The following is a 14,778-nucleotide window of genomic DNA, read 5'->3' on the forward strand; positions in this document are numbered from 1 at the left end:
CAGGCACAATAAAATGCCTTCCGGCAGCCAGCCCGGCGAATTTCTGCTACCATCCCTGCACTATTCACCTTGCACAGTGGCAGCGACTATGAAATTTCTCTCTTTTAATATCAACGGCCTGCGTGCCCGCCCCCACCAGCTGGCCGCCATCGTCGACAAACATCAGCCTGACGTCATTGGCTTACAAGAAACCAAAGTACACGACGACATGTTTCCGCTCGAAGAGGTTGCAAAGCTCGGGTACAACGTGTTCTACCACGGTCAAAAAGGGCACTATGGCGTGGCGCTGCTGACCAAAGAGACGCCGGTCGCCGTACGCCGCGGTTTCCCCAACGATGGCGAAGAGGCCCAGCGCCGCATCATCATGGCGGAAATTCCGTCGGCATTCGGGAATGTCACGGTGATCAACGGCTACTTCCCGCAGGGCGAAAGCCGCGACCACGAAACCAAGTTCCCGGCAAAAGCGGCGTTCTACCAGAACCTGCAAAACTATCTTGATAGCGAACTGAACAAAGATAATCCGCTGCTGATCATGGGCGATATGAACATCAGCCCAACCGACCTTGACATCGGCATTGGCGAAGAGAACCGCAAGCGCTGGCTGCGCACCGGTAAGTGCTCATTCCTGCCGGAAGAGCGCGAGTGGATGGCGCGTTTGCTGGACTGGGGTCTGGTTGACACCTGGCGTCAGGCCAACCCGGACAACCAGGATCGCTTCTCCTGGTTTGACTACCGCTCCAAAGGCTTTGACGATAACCGCGGTCTGCGTATCGACCTGCTGCTGGCAAGCTCTCCGCTGGCGCAGCGCTGCGTAGAAACCGGTATTGATTACGACATTCGCGGTATGGAAAAACCGTCTGACCATGCGCCGGTCTGGGCCACCTTCAAACCGTAACGCGTTTTCTCCGTCGACTCTCCCGGCCTGACGGTCGCGGAGAGTCCGCTTATCCTGAGCAAAATCAATAAATCCGCGGTAAGACATTGTTGTAGCTCGCCATTTATTATACTGTCGCGCACACCCTGGCAAGCGGGGTGGAGGTTCACGGAACGCGGTTAAAACAGGAGATCCCCCATGGAAAAGAAGCCGTCATAAAGCAGAATCCCGGCTGCTGCTGATTTTCGCCCTGCTCTGCGCCACGCTGGCGATGATCTCCTTCTCCGGCTTTGCCGATCTGGTGACCCACTTCCGCCATCTCCAGTCGCTGATTCAACACAGCGGCCCGCTCGGCTGGACGCTCTATGTTGCCTTATTTATCGTCGCGACCCTGTGCCTGATTCCGGGCAGTATCCTGGTGATGGTCGGAGGCGTGGTCTTTGGCCCGGTATGGGGCACCCTGTTATCGCTGTGTGCGGCCACGGTGGCCTCGGCGCTCTCGTTTTTGCTGGCCCGCTGGCTGGGTCGGGATCTGCTGCTGAAATATGCCGGACATACCGCGACCTTTCAGGCGATTGAACGTGGTATTGCCCGCAGCGGTACTGATTTCCTGATTTTTACCCGCCTGGTGCCGCTGTTTCCGTACAACATTCAAAACTATGCCTATGGTCTGACGGCCATTCCGTTCGGCTCATTTATGCTGATCTCGGTCCTGACAACCCTGCCAGGGCTGTTTATCTATACCCTGATGGCGAGCGAACTCGCCAGAGAGGGCATTACGTTGGGGTTTATGCTGAAACTGAGTCTGGCCGGCCTCGCCTTATTTGGCATTATTCAGGGCGCCAAAATCTTTGCCCGGCGGCGGCAGATCGATCCCGACAAACTGCAGGTTAGCCATGAAGAAAAATAACGCCCGTCTCATCTGGTACGCTCGCGCGGCGCTGATCCTCATTGTCGTGGCCGGGCTCGTCGCCTGGTGGCGTATCCCCGCCGTGAATGCGTTTATTCAGCACAGTCTGGCGGTTTTTTCCGCCTTAGATCAGCACGCCATTGAGCGCTTTATTCACGCCTACGGTCCGCAGGCGGCCCTGGTTTCTTTCGCCTTAATGATCCTGCAGGCTGTCGTGGCGCCGCTCCCCGCCTTTCTGATCACCTTCGCAAACGCGTCGCTGTTTGGCGCCTTCTGGGGCGGTGCCCTTTCCTGGGTCAGCGCCATGGCCGGCGCCGCGCTGTGTTTTTTTATCGCCAGGGTGCTGGGCCGTGAAGCGGTTGAGAAGCTGACCGGAAAAACGGTGCTGCGCAGTATGGACGCTTTCTTCGACCGCTACGGCCACCAGACGGTGTTGATCTGCCGGCTGCTGCCATTTGTCCCCTTTGATCCCATCAGCTATGCGGCGGGTCTGACGTCGATTCGCTTTCGCCAGTTTATGTTTGCCACCGGCATCGGCCAGTTGCCCGCCACGATAGTGTACTCGTGGGTGGGCAGCCAGTTAACCGGCGGGACATTCTGGTTTATGACCGCCTTATCCGTTCTGTTTGCGCTGACGCTGATTATCTTTATTGCTAAAGCCTGCTATCTCGAACGTCATAAGAGGAAATCCTGATGAGGTTGCCGCCGCTGCGTACCATCCCCCTGATCCTGCGCCCGCAGGCCTGGCTGCATCGTCGCCACTACGGCGAGGTGCTTAGCCCTATTCGCTGGTGGGGGCGTATTCCGCTGGTCTTTTATCTGGTGTCGATGTTTGTCGGCTATCTTGAACGCAAGCGTTCGCCCCTTGATCCGGTGCTACGCGCGCTGGTCAGCGCCCGCATCGCTCAGATGTGTCTGTGCGAATTTTGCGTGGATATCACCAGCATGAAGCTGGCTGAACGCACCGGCAGCGCCGAGAAGCTCTTCGCCGTCGTCCGCTGGCGCCAGAGCCCGCTGTTCAGCGAAGACGAACGTCTGGCGCTGGAGTATGCCGAAGCCGCCAGCCTTACGCCGCCAACCGTCGACGATGCGCTGCGCGGCAAACTCATGGCGCGATTTGATGCCCAGGCCCTGACCGAACTCACGGCGCTGATCGGCTTACAAAATTTGTCGGCACGGTTTAATTCCGCCATGGCGATCCCGGCTCAGGGCCTGTGCCAGATCCCTCAGCCAACCTCTTCAGAAGACACCAAATCATAAGGAGCGGATCATGCGCTACTGTTTACTCTGGCTCGCGGCGCTGCTGTGGGCCCCGCTTGCCGCTCACGCCGACGATAGCTGGCAACAGATCGCCCGCCAGGCCCGCGGACAGACGGTGTGGTTTAATGCCTGGGGCGGCGACCCGGCGGTAAATCGCTATCTCGACTGGGTCAGCGCGGAGGTGAAACGCGACTATGCTATCGACCTGCGCATTGTGCATATCGCCGATGCCGCAGATACGGTAAAGCGCCTGCAAACGGAAGCCCGCGCCGGGCGCAAGCATCATGGCTCCGTCGATCTGCTGTGGGTCAACGGCGAGAACTTCCGTACCCTGAAAACCGCCAACCTGCTGCAAACCGGATGGGCGGAGACGCTGCCAAACTGGCGCTATGTTGATACCCGCCAGCCGGTGCGTGAAGATTTCTCCCTGCCGACCGAAGGCGCAGAGTCCCCGTGGGGCAGCGCGCAGCTCACCTTTATCGCCCGACGTACGCAGACGCCGACGCCGCCAGACAGCCCGGAGGCGCTGCTGACCTTTGCCGCCGCGCATCGCGGCGAGGTCACCTATCCGCGTCCGCCGGACTTTACCGGTACCGCCTTCCTCGAACAGTTGTTGATGACTCTGACGGAACGCCCGGAAGCGCTGCGTCGCCCCCCGGAGCCACAGACGTTTGCCGCCGTCACCGCACCGCTGTGGCGCTATCTCGACCGGCTTCATCCCCTGCTGTGGCGGGAGGGGCGCGACTTCCCGGCCTCGCCGGCCCGCATGGATGCCATGCTGGCAACCGGTACGCTTCGGCTGTCGCTGACGTTTAACCCGCTGCATGCCCGGCAAAAAGCGGTCAGCGGCGAGCTGCCGAAGGACAGCTATGGCTTTGGTTTTGAGCGCGGGATGCTCGGCAATGTGCACTTCGTGACCATTCCAGCCAATGCGCGCGCCCCGGCGGGCGCCAGAGTGGTGGCCAACTTCCTGCTCTCCCCGGCGGCGCAGCTGCGTAAAGCCGATCCGGCGGTGTGGGGCGACCCCAGCGTGTTGAACCCGCAGAGCTTACCCGACGACCAGCGCCAGGCCCTGCAGGCGCGGGCTCCGCAGAACCCGCCGCCGGTACTGGCGGAACCCCACGCGGCCTGGGTTGATGCCCTGGAGCAGGAATGGCTGCGCCGTTACGGTACCCACTGATTCTGCTGGCCTGGGGAATCATGGCGCTGATTTACCTGCCCGTCTTCCCGGCCATTGCGCTCATGCTCGCGCCGGCGTTCCGCCTCGCCTGCTGGCAGGCGCTGTTCGCCGATCCTCAGATTTGGCAGGCGCTGGCAGCGACCCTGATCTCCACGCTCCTCGCGGTCGGCGGCGCGCTGCTGATAAGTCTGACTCTCGTCGCCGCGCTCTGGCCCTCCCGCGGCTGGCGGCAGCTGGCGGGACGCCTGCCGCTCCTGTTAGCCGTGCCCCACGTCGCCTTTGCCACCGGCGCGCTGCTCCTTTTCGCCGAAGGCGGCTGGCTGTATCGCGTCTGTTCCGTTTGCTCCCCGCCGGCCGATCGCTACGGCATTGGTCTGGGGCTGACGATGGCCATCAAAGAGAGCGGATTTTTGCTGTGGGCGATCTACGGTCTTCTGAGCGAAAAACGCCTGGCCGAGCAGGCTACGGTCCTGAAAAGCCAGGGATACGGCCGCTGGCAGTGTCTCAACTGGCTGATACTGCCGACGCTGTTGCCTTCACTTGCTATCGTTCTGGTGGCCACCACCGCATGGAGCCTGTCGACGGTGGATGTCGCGCTGGTGATCGGCCCGGGCAACCCGCCTACGCTTGCGGTACTCGCCTGGCAATGGTTAAACCAGGGTGATGATATGCAGCAGGCGAAAGGTGCCCTCGCCAGCCTGCTGTTGCTGCTCATCCTGGGAGGGATGCTTGTTTGCGCCTGGGGTGGATGGCGTCTCTGGCAGCGACAGATCCCTGACCTGCGAGGCATTCGTCGTCCGCAGCCGCGCGCGCTTGCCGGACGGCTGCTGGCAATCGGCCTGCCGTTGAGCGGCCTGCTTTGCGCGCTGCTGCTGGCGGCGCTGGCGCAGAGCGCCTCTCCGCTAAGCGATAGCCTGGCGAACAGCCTGGGGCTGGCGCTTCTCGCCTCTCTGGCAGGGGCGCTTGTCTGCCTGCTGTGGCTGGAGTGCGGTCCTTCCCGCGGCGATAGCTGGGTCTGGCTACCGCTGGTTCTGCCCGCGCTGCCGCTGGCCGACGGTCAGTATCAACTGGCGCTGTATACCTGGCAGGATGGGCAATTTGCCACCGTCTTGTGGGGCCATCTGCTGTGGGTGGTTCCGTGGATGCTGTTTGTTCTGCGTCCGGCGTGGCGTCACCGCGATCCGCGTCTGGAACTGGTCGCGAGAACCCTTGGCTGGGGACGCTGGCAACGCGTCTGGCGGGTAAAACTTCCGATGCTGGTGCGCCCGCTGCTGATGGCGCTGGCGGTCGGCTTCTCGGTAAGCATTGCCCAGTATCTGCCCACCCTGTGGCTGGGGGCCGGCCGGACGCCGACATTAACCAGCGAAGCCGTAGCGCTCAGCAGCGGCGGCGATACGCAAACGCTCGCCGCGCAGGCATTATGGCAACTGCTGCTACCGGCGATGGTCTTTTCCCTGACCGCCCTGCTGGCATGGCTGGCTGGCCGCTATCGACGAGGATTACGCTAGTGCTCACCGTAAACAATCTGACCCTGACGTTGCATCATCGTCCCCTGCTGCGGGAAATCGCCTTTTCCGTTTCTCCGGGAGAAGTCCTGACGCTGATGGGGCCATCCGGCAGCGGCAAATCTACGCTGTTCGCCTGGATGATTGGCGCGCTGGAGGCCCCTTTTCACGCCAGCGGCGAACTGTGGCTCTACAACGAACGCTGCGATGAACGCCCCACCGAGCGACGGCGGATTGGGATTTTATTTCAGGATGCGCTGCTGTTCGACCACTTCAGCGTCGGGCAAAACCTGCTGCTGGCGCTGCCGGCCGACATCCGCGGCGCGGCGCGCAAAATTCAGGTGCAGCAGGCGCTGGAACGGGCCGGGCTGGCCGGGTTCTATTCCCGCGATCCGGCGACACTCTCCGGCGGCCAGCGCGCCCGCGTCAGCCTGCTCCGCGCCCTGCTGGCGCGCCCGCTGGCACTGCTGCTGGATGAGCCGTTTAACCGCCTGGATGCCGAACTACGCGCCGGTTTTCGCCGTTGGGTATTTGATGAGCTGGCGCGCCTCGCCATTCCGGCGGTGCTGGTGACCCACGACAGTGGCGATATTCCCGACCGCGGCCGCTGTCTGAATATCCGCGACTGGCAATGAAAACCCTGCTAACCTGCGTTATCGCAAAGAATTCCCCACGGAGGCAGCGGAAAATGTGCGCTCAATTTTCTCTTGTCGGGCATTTCGATGAAACGTGTTTCTCAATTGACCGCACTCGCCCTGCTGATCGGGCTTGCTGCTTCCCCCTCCTTCGCCGCTGAAACCATGCCAACGCTGACGCTCTCCGCGCTCCAACAGCAGCACGGTATCGCGATTGATACACGCCTCAGCGCGTTCTACAACGGCTGGCCCCAACAGGCTAACGGCCCGCAGGGTCACGAACCGCAGGCGCTGAATCTCTCCGCCAGTTGGCTCAGCGCCATGAACGATGAACAGCTTAGCGCGTGGGCCCAACAGCATCAGCTGCGGGCCGATACCCCCGTTGCGCTGTACGGCAGCGATACAGACAACGCGAAAGTCGCCGCACGCCTGCAGGCCGCCGGGTTTACCCATCTCAGTACCCTTAGCGATGCGCTGAGTCACCCCGAACGTCTGCAAAAACTGCCGCACTTTGAGCAGCTGGTTTACCCGCAGTGGCTGCACGATCTCCAGCAGGGTAAAGCGGTGACCGCCGCTCCGGCCGGACAGTGGAAAGTGATTGAAGCCGCCTGGGGCGCGCCCAAATTCTATCTGCTGAATCATATTCCCGGCGCCGGATATATCGACACCAACGAGGTCGAAAGCGAACCGCTGTGGAATAAGGTCTCCGATGCCCAGCTGAAAGCACTGCTGGCGAAACAGGGCATTCGTCATGACACCACGGTGATTCTCTACGGTCGCGACGTCTACGCCGCCGCCCGCGTGGCGCAGATTCTGCTGTACGCCGGGGTGAAAGACGTGCGTCTGCTCGACGGCGGCTGGAAAAGCTGGTCCGATGCCGGTCTGCCGGTGGAACGCGGCATGCCGCCGGAACAAAAACCGGCGCCTGACTTCGGCGCGCCGATTCCCGGCCAGCCGCAGCTGATGCTGAATATGGAGCAGGCGCGCGCGCTGCTGCATCGTCAGGATGCGTCGCTGGTCAGTATCCGTTCCTGGCCGGAGTTTATCGGCACCACCAGCGGCTACAGCTATATCAAGCCAAAAGGCGAGATTGCCGGCGCCCGCTGGGGGCACGCCGGGAGCGACTCCACCCACATGGAAGACTTCCACAACCCGGACGGCACCATGCGCAGCGCGGAGGATATCACCGCCATGTGGCGACAGTGGAATATTCGTCCCGACCAGCAGGTCTCTTTCTACTGCGGCACCGGCTGGCGCGCCTCAGAGACCTTTATGTACGCCCGCGCCATGGGCTGGAAAAATATCTCGGTGTACGATGGCGGCTGGTACGAGTGGAGCAGCGACCCGAAAAACCCGGTGCAAACCGGCGTGCGCGGCCCGGATAACAGCCAGTAACCGCGTTATGCCTGGCGCTGAAGCTGCTTCAGCGCCAGGTAGCCACTGTAAATACGGGTGGCGGTGGTCAGCCAGCAGAGCGCGCCGAACAACCACGCCAGCCAGGCGAAATATGCGGGAAACAGGCAGCACAGCACGAACAGCAGGATGGTTTCACTCCCCTCCGTCAATCCTCCCAGGTAGTAAAACGACTTATGCGCATAGCCCGGGTTGGCTATCTGATGTTTTGCCGCCAGCGCGGCAAAGGCGAGAAAACTGCTGCCGGTTCCGATAAAAGAAAAAAGCAGCCAGCCCCCGGCCACGGCGTTTTGCGCCGGATCGGCGATAATAAACCCAAACGGTACCAGGGCATAAAACAGAAAGTCGAGGGAGATATCGAGAAATCCCCCCGCGTCGGTCAACCCGCGGCGACGCGCCAGCGCGCCATCTACGCCATCGAGAAGCCGGTTCACGACAATCGCCGCCAGCGCCGCCCCGTACCAACGAAGCCCCAGAAACGGCAGCGCCAGAACACCAATGGCGAAGCCCGTCAGGGTCACGCCGTCGGCAGAGACGCCGAGGCGCTCCAGCCGCGCGGCGCAAACATTGAGCAAGGGTTTCAGGCGAGGATGCAGATGACTATCGAGCACAGCATATCTCCGATGGGCTAAAGGTTGTCTGGCAAAGATAAAGGCGGTGATAATAGGCCATTATCCTGCCCGGAACGATGATTCAGATGCAAAAAACGCTTGATGTTGTAGCCGCCATTATTGAACAGGATGGCAAAATTCTGCTGGCGCAACGCCCGCCCCATGCCGATCAGCCCGGCCTATGGGAATTTGCCGGCGGCAAAGTGGAGCCCGGCGAGAGCCAGCCGCAGGCGCTTATCCGCGAGCTGCAGGAGGAGCTCGGCATCACGGCGGAGGTTGAGCGCTATATCGCCAGCCATCAACGGGAGGTCTCCGGCCGCCTGATTCACCTGCACGCCTGGTGGGTGGCGCGCTTTAGCGGCCTTCCCGCCGCCCACTATCACCGTCAGCTGCGCTGGTGCACGCCGCAAGAGGCGCTCGCCTTCGACCTTGCTCCGGCAGATATTCCGCTACTGAACGCGTTTATTGCCCAACGCGCCGCCGATCTTCCCCGCTAATTCCCTGCCACTGGCGTCATCGTTTTTAGTTATGACTGACGCCAGATTATAAATTTTGCTGTCTGGATAATTTTTCCTTGCTTGCCTAACGATTCCCGGTGTTATAGTCGGAAAATCGGTCTTTTCAAGGGCCGAATAATAAAAAAAGAAATACAAAATCATTCAGATTGCATCGGGCGGCCGCAGAAGCGCTCCCGAAGCGGGCAGCGAAGCAATCTGCAACGTGACGCGTATACATGCAACCACAACCATAAGGGGAAATTATATCTATGGATCAGATGTGCACTCTGGAAAGTTTTCTCACCCGCGTTCAACAGCGCGACCCGCATCAAACCGAGTTTGCTCAGGCCGTCCGCGAAGTTATGACCACGCTGTGGCCTTTCCTTGAGGAAAACCCGCGCTATCGCCAGCTCTCTTTGCTGGAACGTCTGGTTGAACCAGAGCGTGCTATTCAGTTCCGCGTCGTCTGGGTCGACGACCGCAATCAGGTTCAGGTTAACCGCGCGTGGCGCGTGCAGTTCAACTCGGCAATTGGCCCGTACAAAGGCGGCATGCGTTTCCACCCGTCGGTTAACCTGTCGATTCTCAAGTTCCTCGGCTTTGAACAGACCTTTAAAAACGCCCTCACTACGTTGCCAATGGGCGGCGGAAAAGGCGGCAGCGACTTCGATCCGAAAGGTAAGAGCGACGGTGAAGTGATGCGCTTCTGTCAGGCGCTGATGACCGAACTGTATCGCCATTTGGGCCCGGACACCGACGTTCCGGCAGGCGATATTGGCGTGGGCGGTCGTGAAGTCGGCTTTATGGCCGGGATGATGCGTAAACTCTCCAACAACAGCGCCTGCGTGTTCACCGGCAAAGGGCTCTCCTTCGGCGGCAGTCTGATTCGTCCGGAAGCGACCGGCTACGGTCTGGTGTACTTCACCGACGCGATGCTCAAGCGTCACGGCCTGGGCTTCGAAGGGATGCGAGTCGCGGTTTCCGGTTCCGGTAACGTGGCGCAGTATGCTATCGAAAAAGCGATGGCCCTCGGCGCCCGCGTGATCACCGCCTCCGACTCCAGCGGCACCGTTGTCGATGAAGCTGGCTTTACCCCGGAAAAACTGGCCCGTCTGTGCGAAATCAAAGCCAGCCGCGACGGCCGGGTTGCCGACTACGCCCGCGAGTTTGGTCTGACCTACCTTGAAGGCAAACAGCCGTGGTCCGTTCCCGTGGATATCGCGCTGCCTTGCGCCACGCAAAACGAACTGGACGCCGATGCGGCGCGTCTGTTGATCGCTAACGGCGTGAAGGCCGTTGCCGAAGGCGCTAACATGCCGACCACCATCGCCGCCACCGATCTGTTCCTCGATGCCGGTGTGCTGTTCGCCCCTGGCAAGGCCGCGAACGCCGGCGGCGTCGCCACTTCTGGCCTCGAAATGGCGCAGAACGCAGCCCGTATGAGCTGGAAGGCGGAGAAAGTCGACGCCCGCCTGCATCACATCATGCTGGATATTCACCACGCCTGTGTTGAATACGGCGGCGAAGCGCAGCAGACCAACTACGTCCGCGGCGCCAATATCGCCGGTTTCGTCAAAGTGGCCGATGCCATGCTGGCGCAGGGCGTCATTTAAGACGTCGTGGTTCCCTGCCGTCGTCCCCTGACGTCCGGGGATGAGCGGCAACCCCGGAAGCCCGTCATGCGGGTCACTGAAAGGTGACCCGCTTTTTTTGGTTTATCGCCGACCAGGGCGAGCCGGTAAACGGTGGCTGGCGTGAAAGGGGCTTCGCACTCTGGAACATATGTTCTGGGGAATATTCCGTTCACCATATTTCTGTTTCCTGCGCTGCAGGTGAACGCCCCAGGGCCGGATTCGCCCGGCCCCGGGAACCCGGCATTGCGGCAGGAAAAATCGTCGCGACGCGATACCTTCGTCTCCGCCGTCTGGCTGTTCGGGGACGCCCTGTAAGGCTTGCCTCCGCCAGCCGCCTGCGCCTCAGCGATTTTCAGCCGCGCCAGCCCCCTGCGGCATGTCCTGTTATTCCATGCTGACCATTCCGCCGCTGAAAAACCTTCAGCAAGGATATCGCAACGTGACGGCCACGGGAGGACAGCGCGGGGGTTAAGGCGCGTCAGGAACACGGGCGAAAACGCAGGGGCGCATCGAGGACTGGCCGCAGGACAAAAACGCCCGGAGCGTTTTTGAACGACGTCAGCGTTTGGCCCCGGCGGGTGAGTCCCATGGCTGGGACGAATAAGGCGGCCAGAGGGCAGGTCGAGACAGGGAGGTTGAGTCCCGCCCGGTCCGCCAGATGAAGCCGGAGTGGAGCATACCGCGCAACGGCCGTTTTCAGCGCAATGCCGGGGGGCATCGGAGGCGAGCGAAACGCCCCCCATGCCGTTACCCCGCAGCGGGTATGAGAAAAGTGTCGAATTTATCGTGAACGGAACATGCCACAAAAGTGAACGGAATACTCCCCAGAACACATACTCCAGAATATGCTCCCCCCCTTTCGCGCAAACCAGCGTAAAACGACATCCCTGGCTTAATAGCGAACGACGGGACAGAAACTCCTGCAGATATATTGAAAACCTGACAGCGCCGCATAAGAATCGGTCATCTCCGTGAGATGACCGATTCTTACACCTCTGCCGGATCGGTCTGCCGACCCTTAAACGATCGGCATTACGGAAGACCGGTTTTTTTTATGGATTTTCCGCGGCGGAGTCCGCAGCGGGCTTCTTGTCTTTCGTTTTAGCTTTGGTTTTACCTTTGCTGAAACTCTTTTTAGCGCCTCCCGGCGCGACAATGCCGCGGAACTGACGCACCGGCGTACTCCTGGCCTGCTCAATCAGCTGATAAAGCGTGGCGACCAGCGGCTGCATAAAGTCCTGATAACGGCACTGCTTCTCGCTAATTTGCGTCAGTACCGACTCCCAGTGAGCGGTCATATCCGGCCGGGCAGCCATCTCCGGCAGGGAGTGAATCAGCGCACGTCCGGCATCGGTGGAGTGAATATAGCGCCCCTTTTTAACTAAAAAGCCCCGCTTAAACAGCAGTTCAATGATCCCGGCGCGGGTCGCCTCCGTACCCAGACCGTCGGTCGCACGCAGAATTTTTTTCAGTTCTTTATCCTGCACAAAACGAGCAATCCCGGTCATCGCCGACAGCAGCGTTGCATCGGTAAAATAGCGCGGCGGCTGAGTTTGCCGCTCCACCACTTCGCCCTTTTCACACAACAGCTCGTCGTCTTTGGCCACCACCGGCAGCGGGGTACCGTCGTTCTCTTCATCCCGCTCTTTGTTACCCAGCAGCGCGCGCCAGCCGGCTTCGGCGAGGAAACGCGCTTTGGCGACAAATTTGCCATTGGCAATATCAAGATCGATCTGACACTTGCGGAAGACCGCATCCGGGCAGAACTGCATCAGATACTGGCGGGCAATCAGGCCATACACCTTCTCTTCGTTATCGGACAGTTTCACCTGGCTGCTGCGGGCGGTCGGGATGATCGCATGGTGCGCATCCACTTTTTTATCGTCCCAGCAGCGGTTGCGGATTTCCGGATCAACCGCCGGCTGCGGCAGCAGATCCGCCGCATGAACCGCGATGGCATTAAGAACCGCATGCCGACCGGCAAAATGCTCCTCCGGCAGATAGCGGCTGTCCGAACGCGGATAGGTAATCAGTTTGTGGGTTTCATACAGTTTCTGGCAGATATCCAGCACGTTTTGCGCGCTAAAACCAAAGCGCTTCGCCGCCTCAATCTGCAGCGTCGAAAGCGAAAACGGCAGCGGCGCCGGCTCAGAATCCCGCTTATCGTTGTAGGCGGTCACCCGCGCCGGCTGACCCTCAATGCGCGCCACCACGTGTTCGGCCAGCGGACGATGCAGCAGACGCCCCTCTTCATCCTGATACGGTTCGCAGGCATCGCTCGGCACCCAGGTGGCAACGAAACGCTCATCCTTCGGCGTCACGATATGCGCCTTGACGTCAAAGAAATCTTTGGCGACGAAATTCTCAATCTCTTCATCACGCCGCACGACCAGCCCCAGCACCGGCGTCTGCACCCGCCCGACCGACAGCACCCCCTGGTAGCCGGCATTGCGGCCGAGCAGCGTATAGGCGCGGGTCATGTTAATCCCGTACAGCCAGTCGGCGCGGGCGCGGGCCAGGGCCGAAACGCACAGCGGAATAAACTCGCTGTTGGCGCGCAGACGAGCAATCGCCCGCTCCACCGCCTGCGGGTTGAGATCGTTAATCAGGCAGCGCTGAACCTGCTGGCGCTTTTCTGGCGCCAGCTGCAGATAGTCGAGAACTTCGTCTACCAGCAGCTGCCCCTCTCTGTCCGGGTCACCGGCGTGAATCACCTCCTGCGCATCGCCCAGCAGACGCTTGATGACGTTGAGCTGTTTGGTGACCGACGGTTTGGGCTGCAGCTGCCACTTCTCCGGCACAATAGGCAGGTCGAGCAGATTCCAGCGCGCATAGCGCCCGTCATAGACGTCCGGCTGAGCCTGCTCGAGCAGATGGCCGATACACCAGGTGACCACCTGCCCGTTACCGCACTCAATGTAGCCATCACCTTTGCGATGCGGTTTGGGGAGCACGTCGGCGATTGCGCGACCGAGACTGGGTTTTTCCGCAATAAACAACCGCATGTAATCAACGGATCTCGATCATGGGACGTCCGCCGCGTGCGGTCACCAGCTCGCCGATGGCGGCAAGCTTAATGCCGAACTCTTCGGCTGCGGCGCGCACTTCGGCTTCCGCTTCCGGCGTCACCGCCAGCAGCAGACCGCCGGAGGTTTGCGGGTCACACAGCAGATCGCGCCACGCCGCCGGCATGTCGCCCATCAGATGGCCGTAGCTGGCAAAGTTGCGCCCGGTGCCACCGGGAACGGCGCCCGCGGCAATGTACTCTTCAACGCCCGGCAGTTTCGGGATATCCGCGTAATTGAGTAGCGCCTGAACACCCGCCCCGCGACACACTTCGCTCAGATGGCCCAGCAGGCCGAAGCCGGTGACGTCGGTCATCGCTTTTACGCCGCCGATGGTGGCAAAGGCCGCGCCGGCGAGGTTCATCTGGCACATGGTTTCCGTCGCCAGCCCCTGGTGCTCCGGTTTGAGCAGCGATTTTTTCTCTGCGGTGGTCAGCACGCCAATGCCTAACGGCTTGGTGAGATAGAGTTTGCAGCCCGCCTCGGCGGTGCTGTTTTTCTTGATCCGCTCGGTCGGCACCACGCCGGTGACCGCCAGACCGAAAATCGGCTCCGGCGCGTCAATCGAGTGGCCACCGGCCAGGGAGATGCCCGCCTGCTGGCAGGCAAAACGCCCGCCTTCCACAACTTCGCGGGCAATTTCCGGCGCCAGGGTATTAATCGGCCAGCCAAGAATGGCAATCGCCATAATCGGTTTTCCGCCCATCGCGAAAATGTCGCTGATGGCGTTGGTGGCGGCGATACGGCCAAAGTCGAACGGACTGTCGACTATCGGCATAAAAAAGTCGGTGGTGCTGATGATGGACGTCCCGTTGCCAAGGTCGTAAACCGCCGCATCATCACTGGTCTCATTCCCCACCAGCAGGTTCGGGTCGATAAACTTCGCCCGATCGCTCTTCAGAATGGTTTCCAGTACTTTAGGGGAAATTTTACAACCACAACCGGCTCCGTGGCTGTATTGCGTTAAACGAATAGTTTGCTCGCTCATGGACATCTCCTGTCATTGCAATCCCGCTATGGTAGCGCTCAAACGCCAAGGTGGTAAGTATGACAGTCCGAAATCGCGAATGGTTGCTCATTAAGCAGACAAATAGACGATTTTGCGATGGACAAGCCGCATTACCTCGCCATCTTCACTTTTGCTGAAAGTCCGGCATGGCTAAAGATAGACAAAATGCGGAGCGGCGGGTCGAT

At 60.5% G+C, this 14,778-nt stretch carries 13 protein-coding genes; 10 read left to right on the forward strand and 3 right to left on the reverse strand.

Translation table 11 applies throughout. From position 1 onward, the window contains the following. Nucleotides 1-88: 88 nt before the first annotated feature. The 8 genes from xthA to ROR01S_RS12370 all read left to right on the forward strand — a co-directional run bounded on the left by xthA (nucleotide 89) and on the right by ROR01S_RS12370 (nucleotide 7,759). Nucleotides 89-895, forward strand: coding sequence for an exodeoxyribonuclease III (gene xthA / locus ROR01S_RS12335; protein ID WP_015584590.1), 807 nt, complete (start codon nucleotides 89-91; stop codon nucleotides 893-895). A gap of 250 nt (nucleotides 896-1,145) precedes the next feature. Then, nucleotides 1,146-1,784: a TVP38/TMEM64 family protein gene (locus ROR01S_RS12340; protein WP_015584591.1), complete on the forward strand. Its 639-nt coding sequence runs from the start codon at nucleotides 1,146-1,148 to the stop codon at nucleotides 1,782-1,784. Next, nucleotides 1,771-2,478, forward strand: a complete 708-nt coding sequence (locus tag ROR01S_RS12345; protein WP_064359532.1) for a TVP38/TMEM64 family protein — start codon at nucleotides 1,771-1,773, stop codon at nucleotides 2,476-2,478. The genes ROR01S_RS12340 and ROR01S_RS12345 overlap by 14 nt, the downstream gene beginning before the upstream one ends. Beyond that, on the forward strand, nucleotides 2,478-3,044 hold the full coding sequence (locus ROR01S_RS12350; protein ID WP_004860876.1) for a carboxymuconolactone decarboxylase family protein: 567 nt from the start codon (nucleotides 2,478-2,480) through the stop codon (nucleotides 3,042-3,044). The genes ROR01S_RS12345 and ROR01S_RS12350 overlap by 1 nt, the downstream gene beginning before the upstream one ends. Nucleotides 3,045-3,054: 10 nt before the next feature. After that, the gene (locus ROR01S_RS12355; protein ID WP_048024445.1) at nucleotides 3,055-4,224 is read left to right on the forward strand and encodes an ABC transporter substrate-binding protein; all 1,170 of its coding nucleotides are present in this window, start codon (nucleotides 3,055-3,057) and stop codon (nucleotides 4,222-4,224) included. Then, nucleotides 4,197-5,732 carry an ABC transporter permease subunit gene (locus ROR01S_RS12360; protein WP_064359533.1) on the forward strand — a complete coding sequence of 512 codons (1,536 nt, stop codon included), beginning with the start codon at nucleotides 4,197-4,199 and terminating at the stop codon, nucleotides 5,730-5,732. Before ROR01S_RS12355 ends, ROR01S_RS12360 begins: the two co-directional genes overlap by 28 nt. Next, entirely contained in the window at nucleotides 5,732-6,364 is a 633-nt protein-coding gene (locus ROR01S_RS12365) for an ATP-binding cassette domain-containing protein (protein ID WP_004860866.1), read from the forward strand. The genes ROR01S_RS12360 and ROR01S_RS12365 overlap by 1 nt, the downstream gene beginning before the upstream one ends. Before the next feature lie 87 nt (nucleotides 6,365-6,451). Next, nucleotides 6,452-7,759: a sulfurtransferase gene (locus ROR01S_RS12370; protein ID WP_032717261.1), complete on the forward strand. Its 1,308-nt coding sequence runs from the start codon at nucleotides 6,452-6,454 to the stop codon at nucleotides 7,757-7,759. Nucleotides 7,760-7,764: 5 nt separating this feature from the next. On the opposite strand, the gene ROR01S_RS12375 is transcribed toward ROR01S_RS12370, so the two are convergent. After that, complete coding sequence (locus ROR01S_RS12375; protein ID WP_044349466.1) at nucleotides 7,765-8,388, reverse strand: CDP-alcohol phosphatidyltransferase family protein; 624 nt, start codon at nucleotides 8,386-8,388, stop codon at nucleotides 7,765-7,767. 86 nt (nucleotides 8,389-8,474) lie between these two features. Between ROR01S_RS12375 and ROR01S_RS12380 the strand changes: the two genes are divergently transcribed. Then, nucleotides 8,475-8,885 carry a pyrimidine (deoxy)nucleoside triphosphate diphosphatase gene (locus tag ROR01S_RS12380; RefSeq protein WP_064359565.1) on the forward strand — a complete coding sequence of 137 codons (411 nt, stop codon included), beginning with the start codon at nucleotides 8,475-8,477 and terminating at the stop codon, nucleotides 8,883-8,885. A 269-nt stretch (nucleotides 8,886-9,154) separates the two neighbouring features. Further along, entirely contained in the window at nucleotides 9,155-10,498 is a 1,344-nt protein-coding gene (gene gdhA, locus ROR01S_RS12385; protein WP_004860851.1) for an NADP-specific glutamate dehydrogenase, read from the forward strand. Nucleotides 10,499-11,571: 1,073 nt separating this feature from the next. Here the strand turns inward: gdhA and ROR01S_RS12395 are convergent. After that, nucleotides 11,572-13,524: a DNA topoisomerase III gene (locus tag ROR01S_RS12395; protein ID WP_015584599.1), complete on the reverse strand. Its 1,953-nt coding sequence runs from the start codon at nucleotides 13,522-13,524 to the stop codon at nucleotides 11,572-11,574. Between the two features lie 4 nt (nucleotides 13,525-13,528). Continuing rightward, nucleotides 13,529-14,572, reverse strand: a complete 1,044-nt coding sequence (selD, locus tag ROR01S_RS12400; RefSeq protein WP_004860839.1) for a selenide, water dikinase SelD — start codon at nucleotides 14,570-14,572, stop codon at nucleotides 13,529-13,531. Between the last annotated feature and the right edge of the window lie 206 nt (nucleotides 14,573-14,778).

Origin of the sequence: Klebsiella ornithinolytica NBRC 105727 = ATCC 31898 (assembly GCF_001598295.1) — a bacterium.
Classification (GTDB): domain Bacteria; phylum Pseudomonadota; class Gammaproteobacteria; order Enterobacterales; family Enterobacteriaceae; genus Klebsiella; species Klebsiella ornithinolytica.

What these genes read in the sequence shown, in the direction of transcription:
- ROR01S_RS12355 (WP_048024445.1), top strand. Translation starts at nt 3,055, where the DNA reads ATGCGCTACTGTTTACTCTGGCTCGCGGCGCTGCTGTGGGCCCCGCTT.
- ROR01S_RS12350 (WP_004860876.1), top strand. Translation starts at nt 2,478, where the DNA reads ATGAGGTTGCCGCCGCTGCGTACCATCCCCCTGATCCTGCGCCCGCAG.
- ROR01S_RS12370 (WP_032717261.1), top strand. Translation starts at nt 6,452, where the DNA reads ATGAAACGTGTTTCTCAATTGACCGCACTCGCCCTGCTGATCGGGCTT.
- ROR01S_RS12340 (WP_015584591.1), top strand. Translation starts at nt 1,146, where the DNA reads ATGATCTCCTTCTCCGGCTTTGCCGATCTGGTGACCCACTTCCGCCAT.
- ROR01S_RS12380 (WP_064359565.1), top strand. Translation starts at nt 8,475, where the DNA reads ATGCAAAAAACGCTTGATGTTGTAGCCGCCATTATTGAACAGGATGGC.
- ROR01S_RS12345 (WP_064359532.1), top strand. Translation starts at nt 1,771, where the DNA reads ATGAAGAAAAATAACGCCCGTCTCATCTGGTACGCTCGCGCGGCGCTG.
- selD (WP_004860839.1), bottom strand. Translation starts at nt 14,572, where the DNA reads ATGAGCGAGCAAACTATTCGTTTAACGCAATACAGCCACGGAGCCGGT.
- ROR01S_RS12395 (WP_015584599.1), bottom strand. Translation starts at nt 13,524, where the DNA reads ATGCGGTTGTTTATTGCGGAAAAACCCAGTCTCGGTCGCGCAATCGCC.
- ROR01S_RS12360 (WP_064359533.1), top strand. Translation starts at nt 4,197, where the DNA reads ATGGCTGCGCCGTTACGGTACCCACTGATTCTGCTGGCCTGGGGAATC.
- gdhA (WP_004860851.1), top strand. Translation starts at nt 9,155, where the DNA reads ATGGATCAGATGTGCACTCTGGAAAGTTTTCTCACCCGCGTTCAACAG.
- xthA (WP_015584590.1), top strand. Translation starts at nt 89, where the DNA reads ATGAAATTTCTCTCTTTTAATATCAACGGCCTGCGTGCCCGCCCCCAC.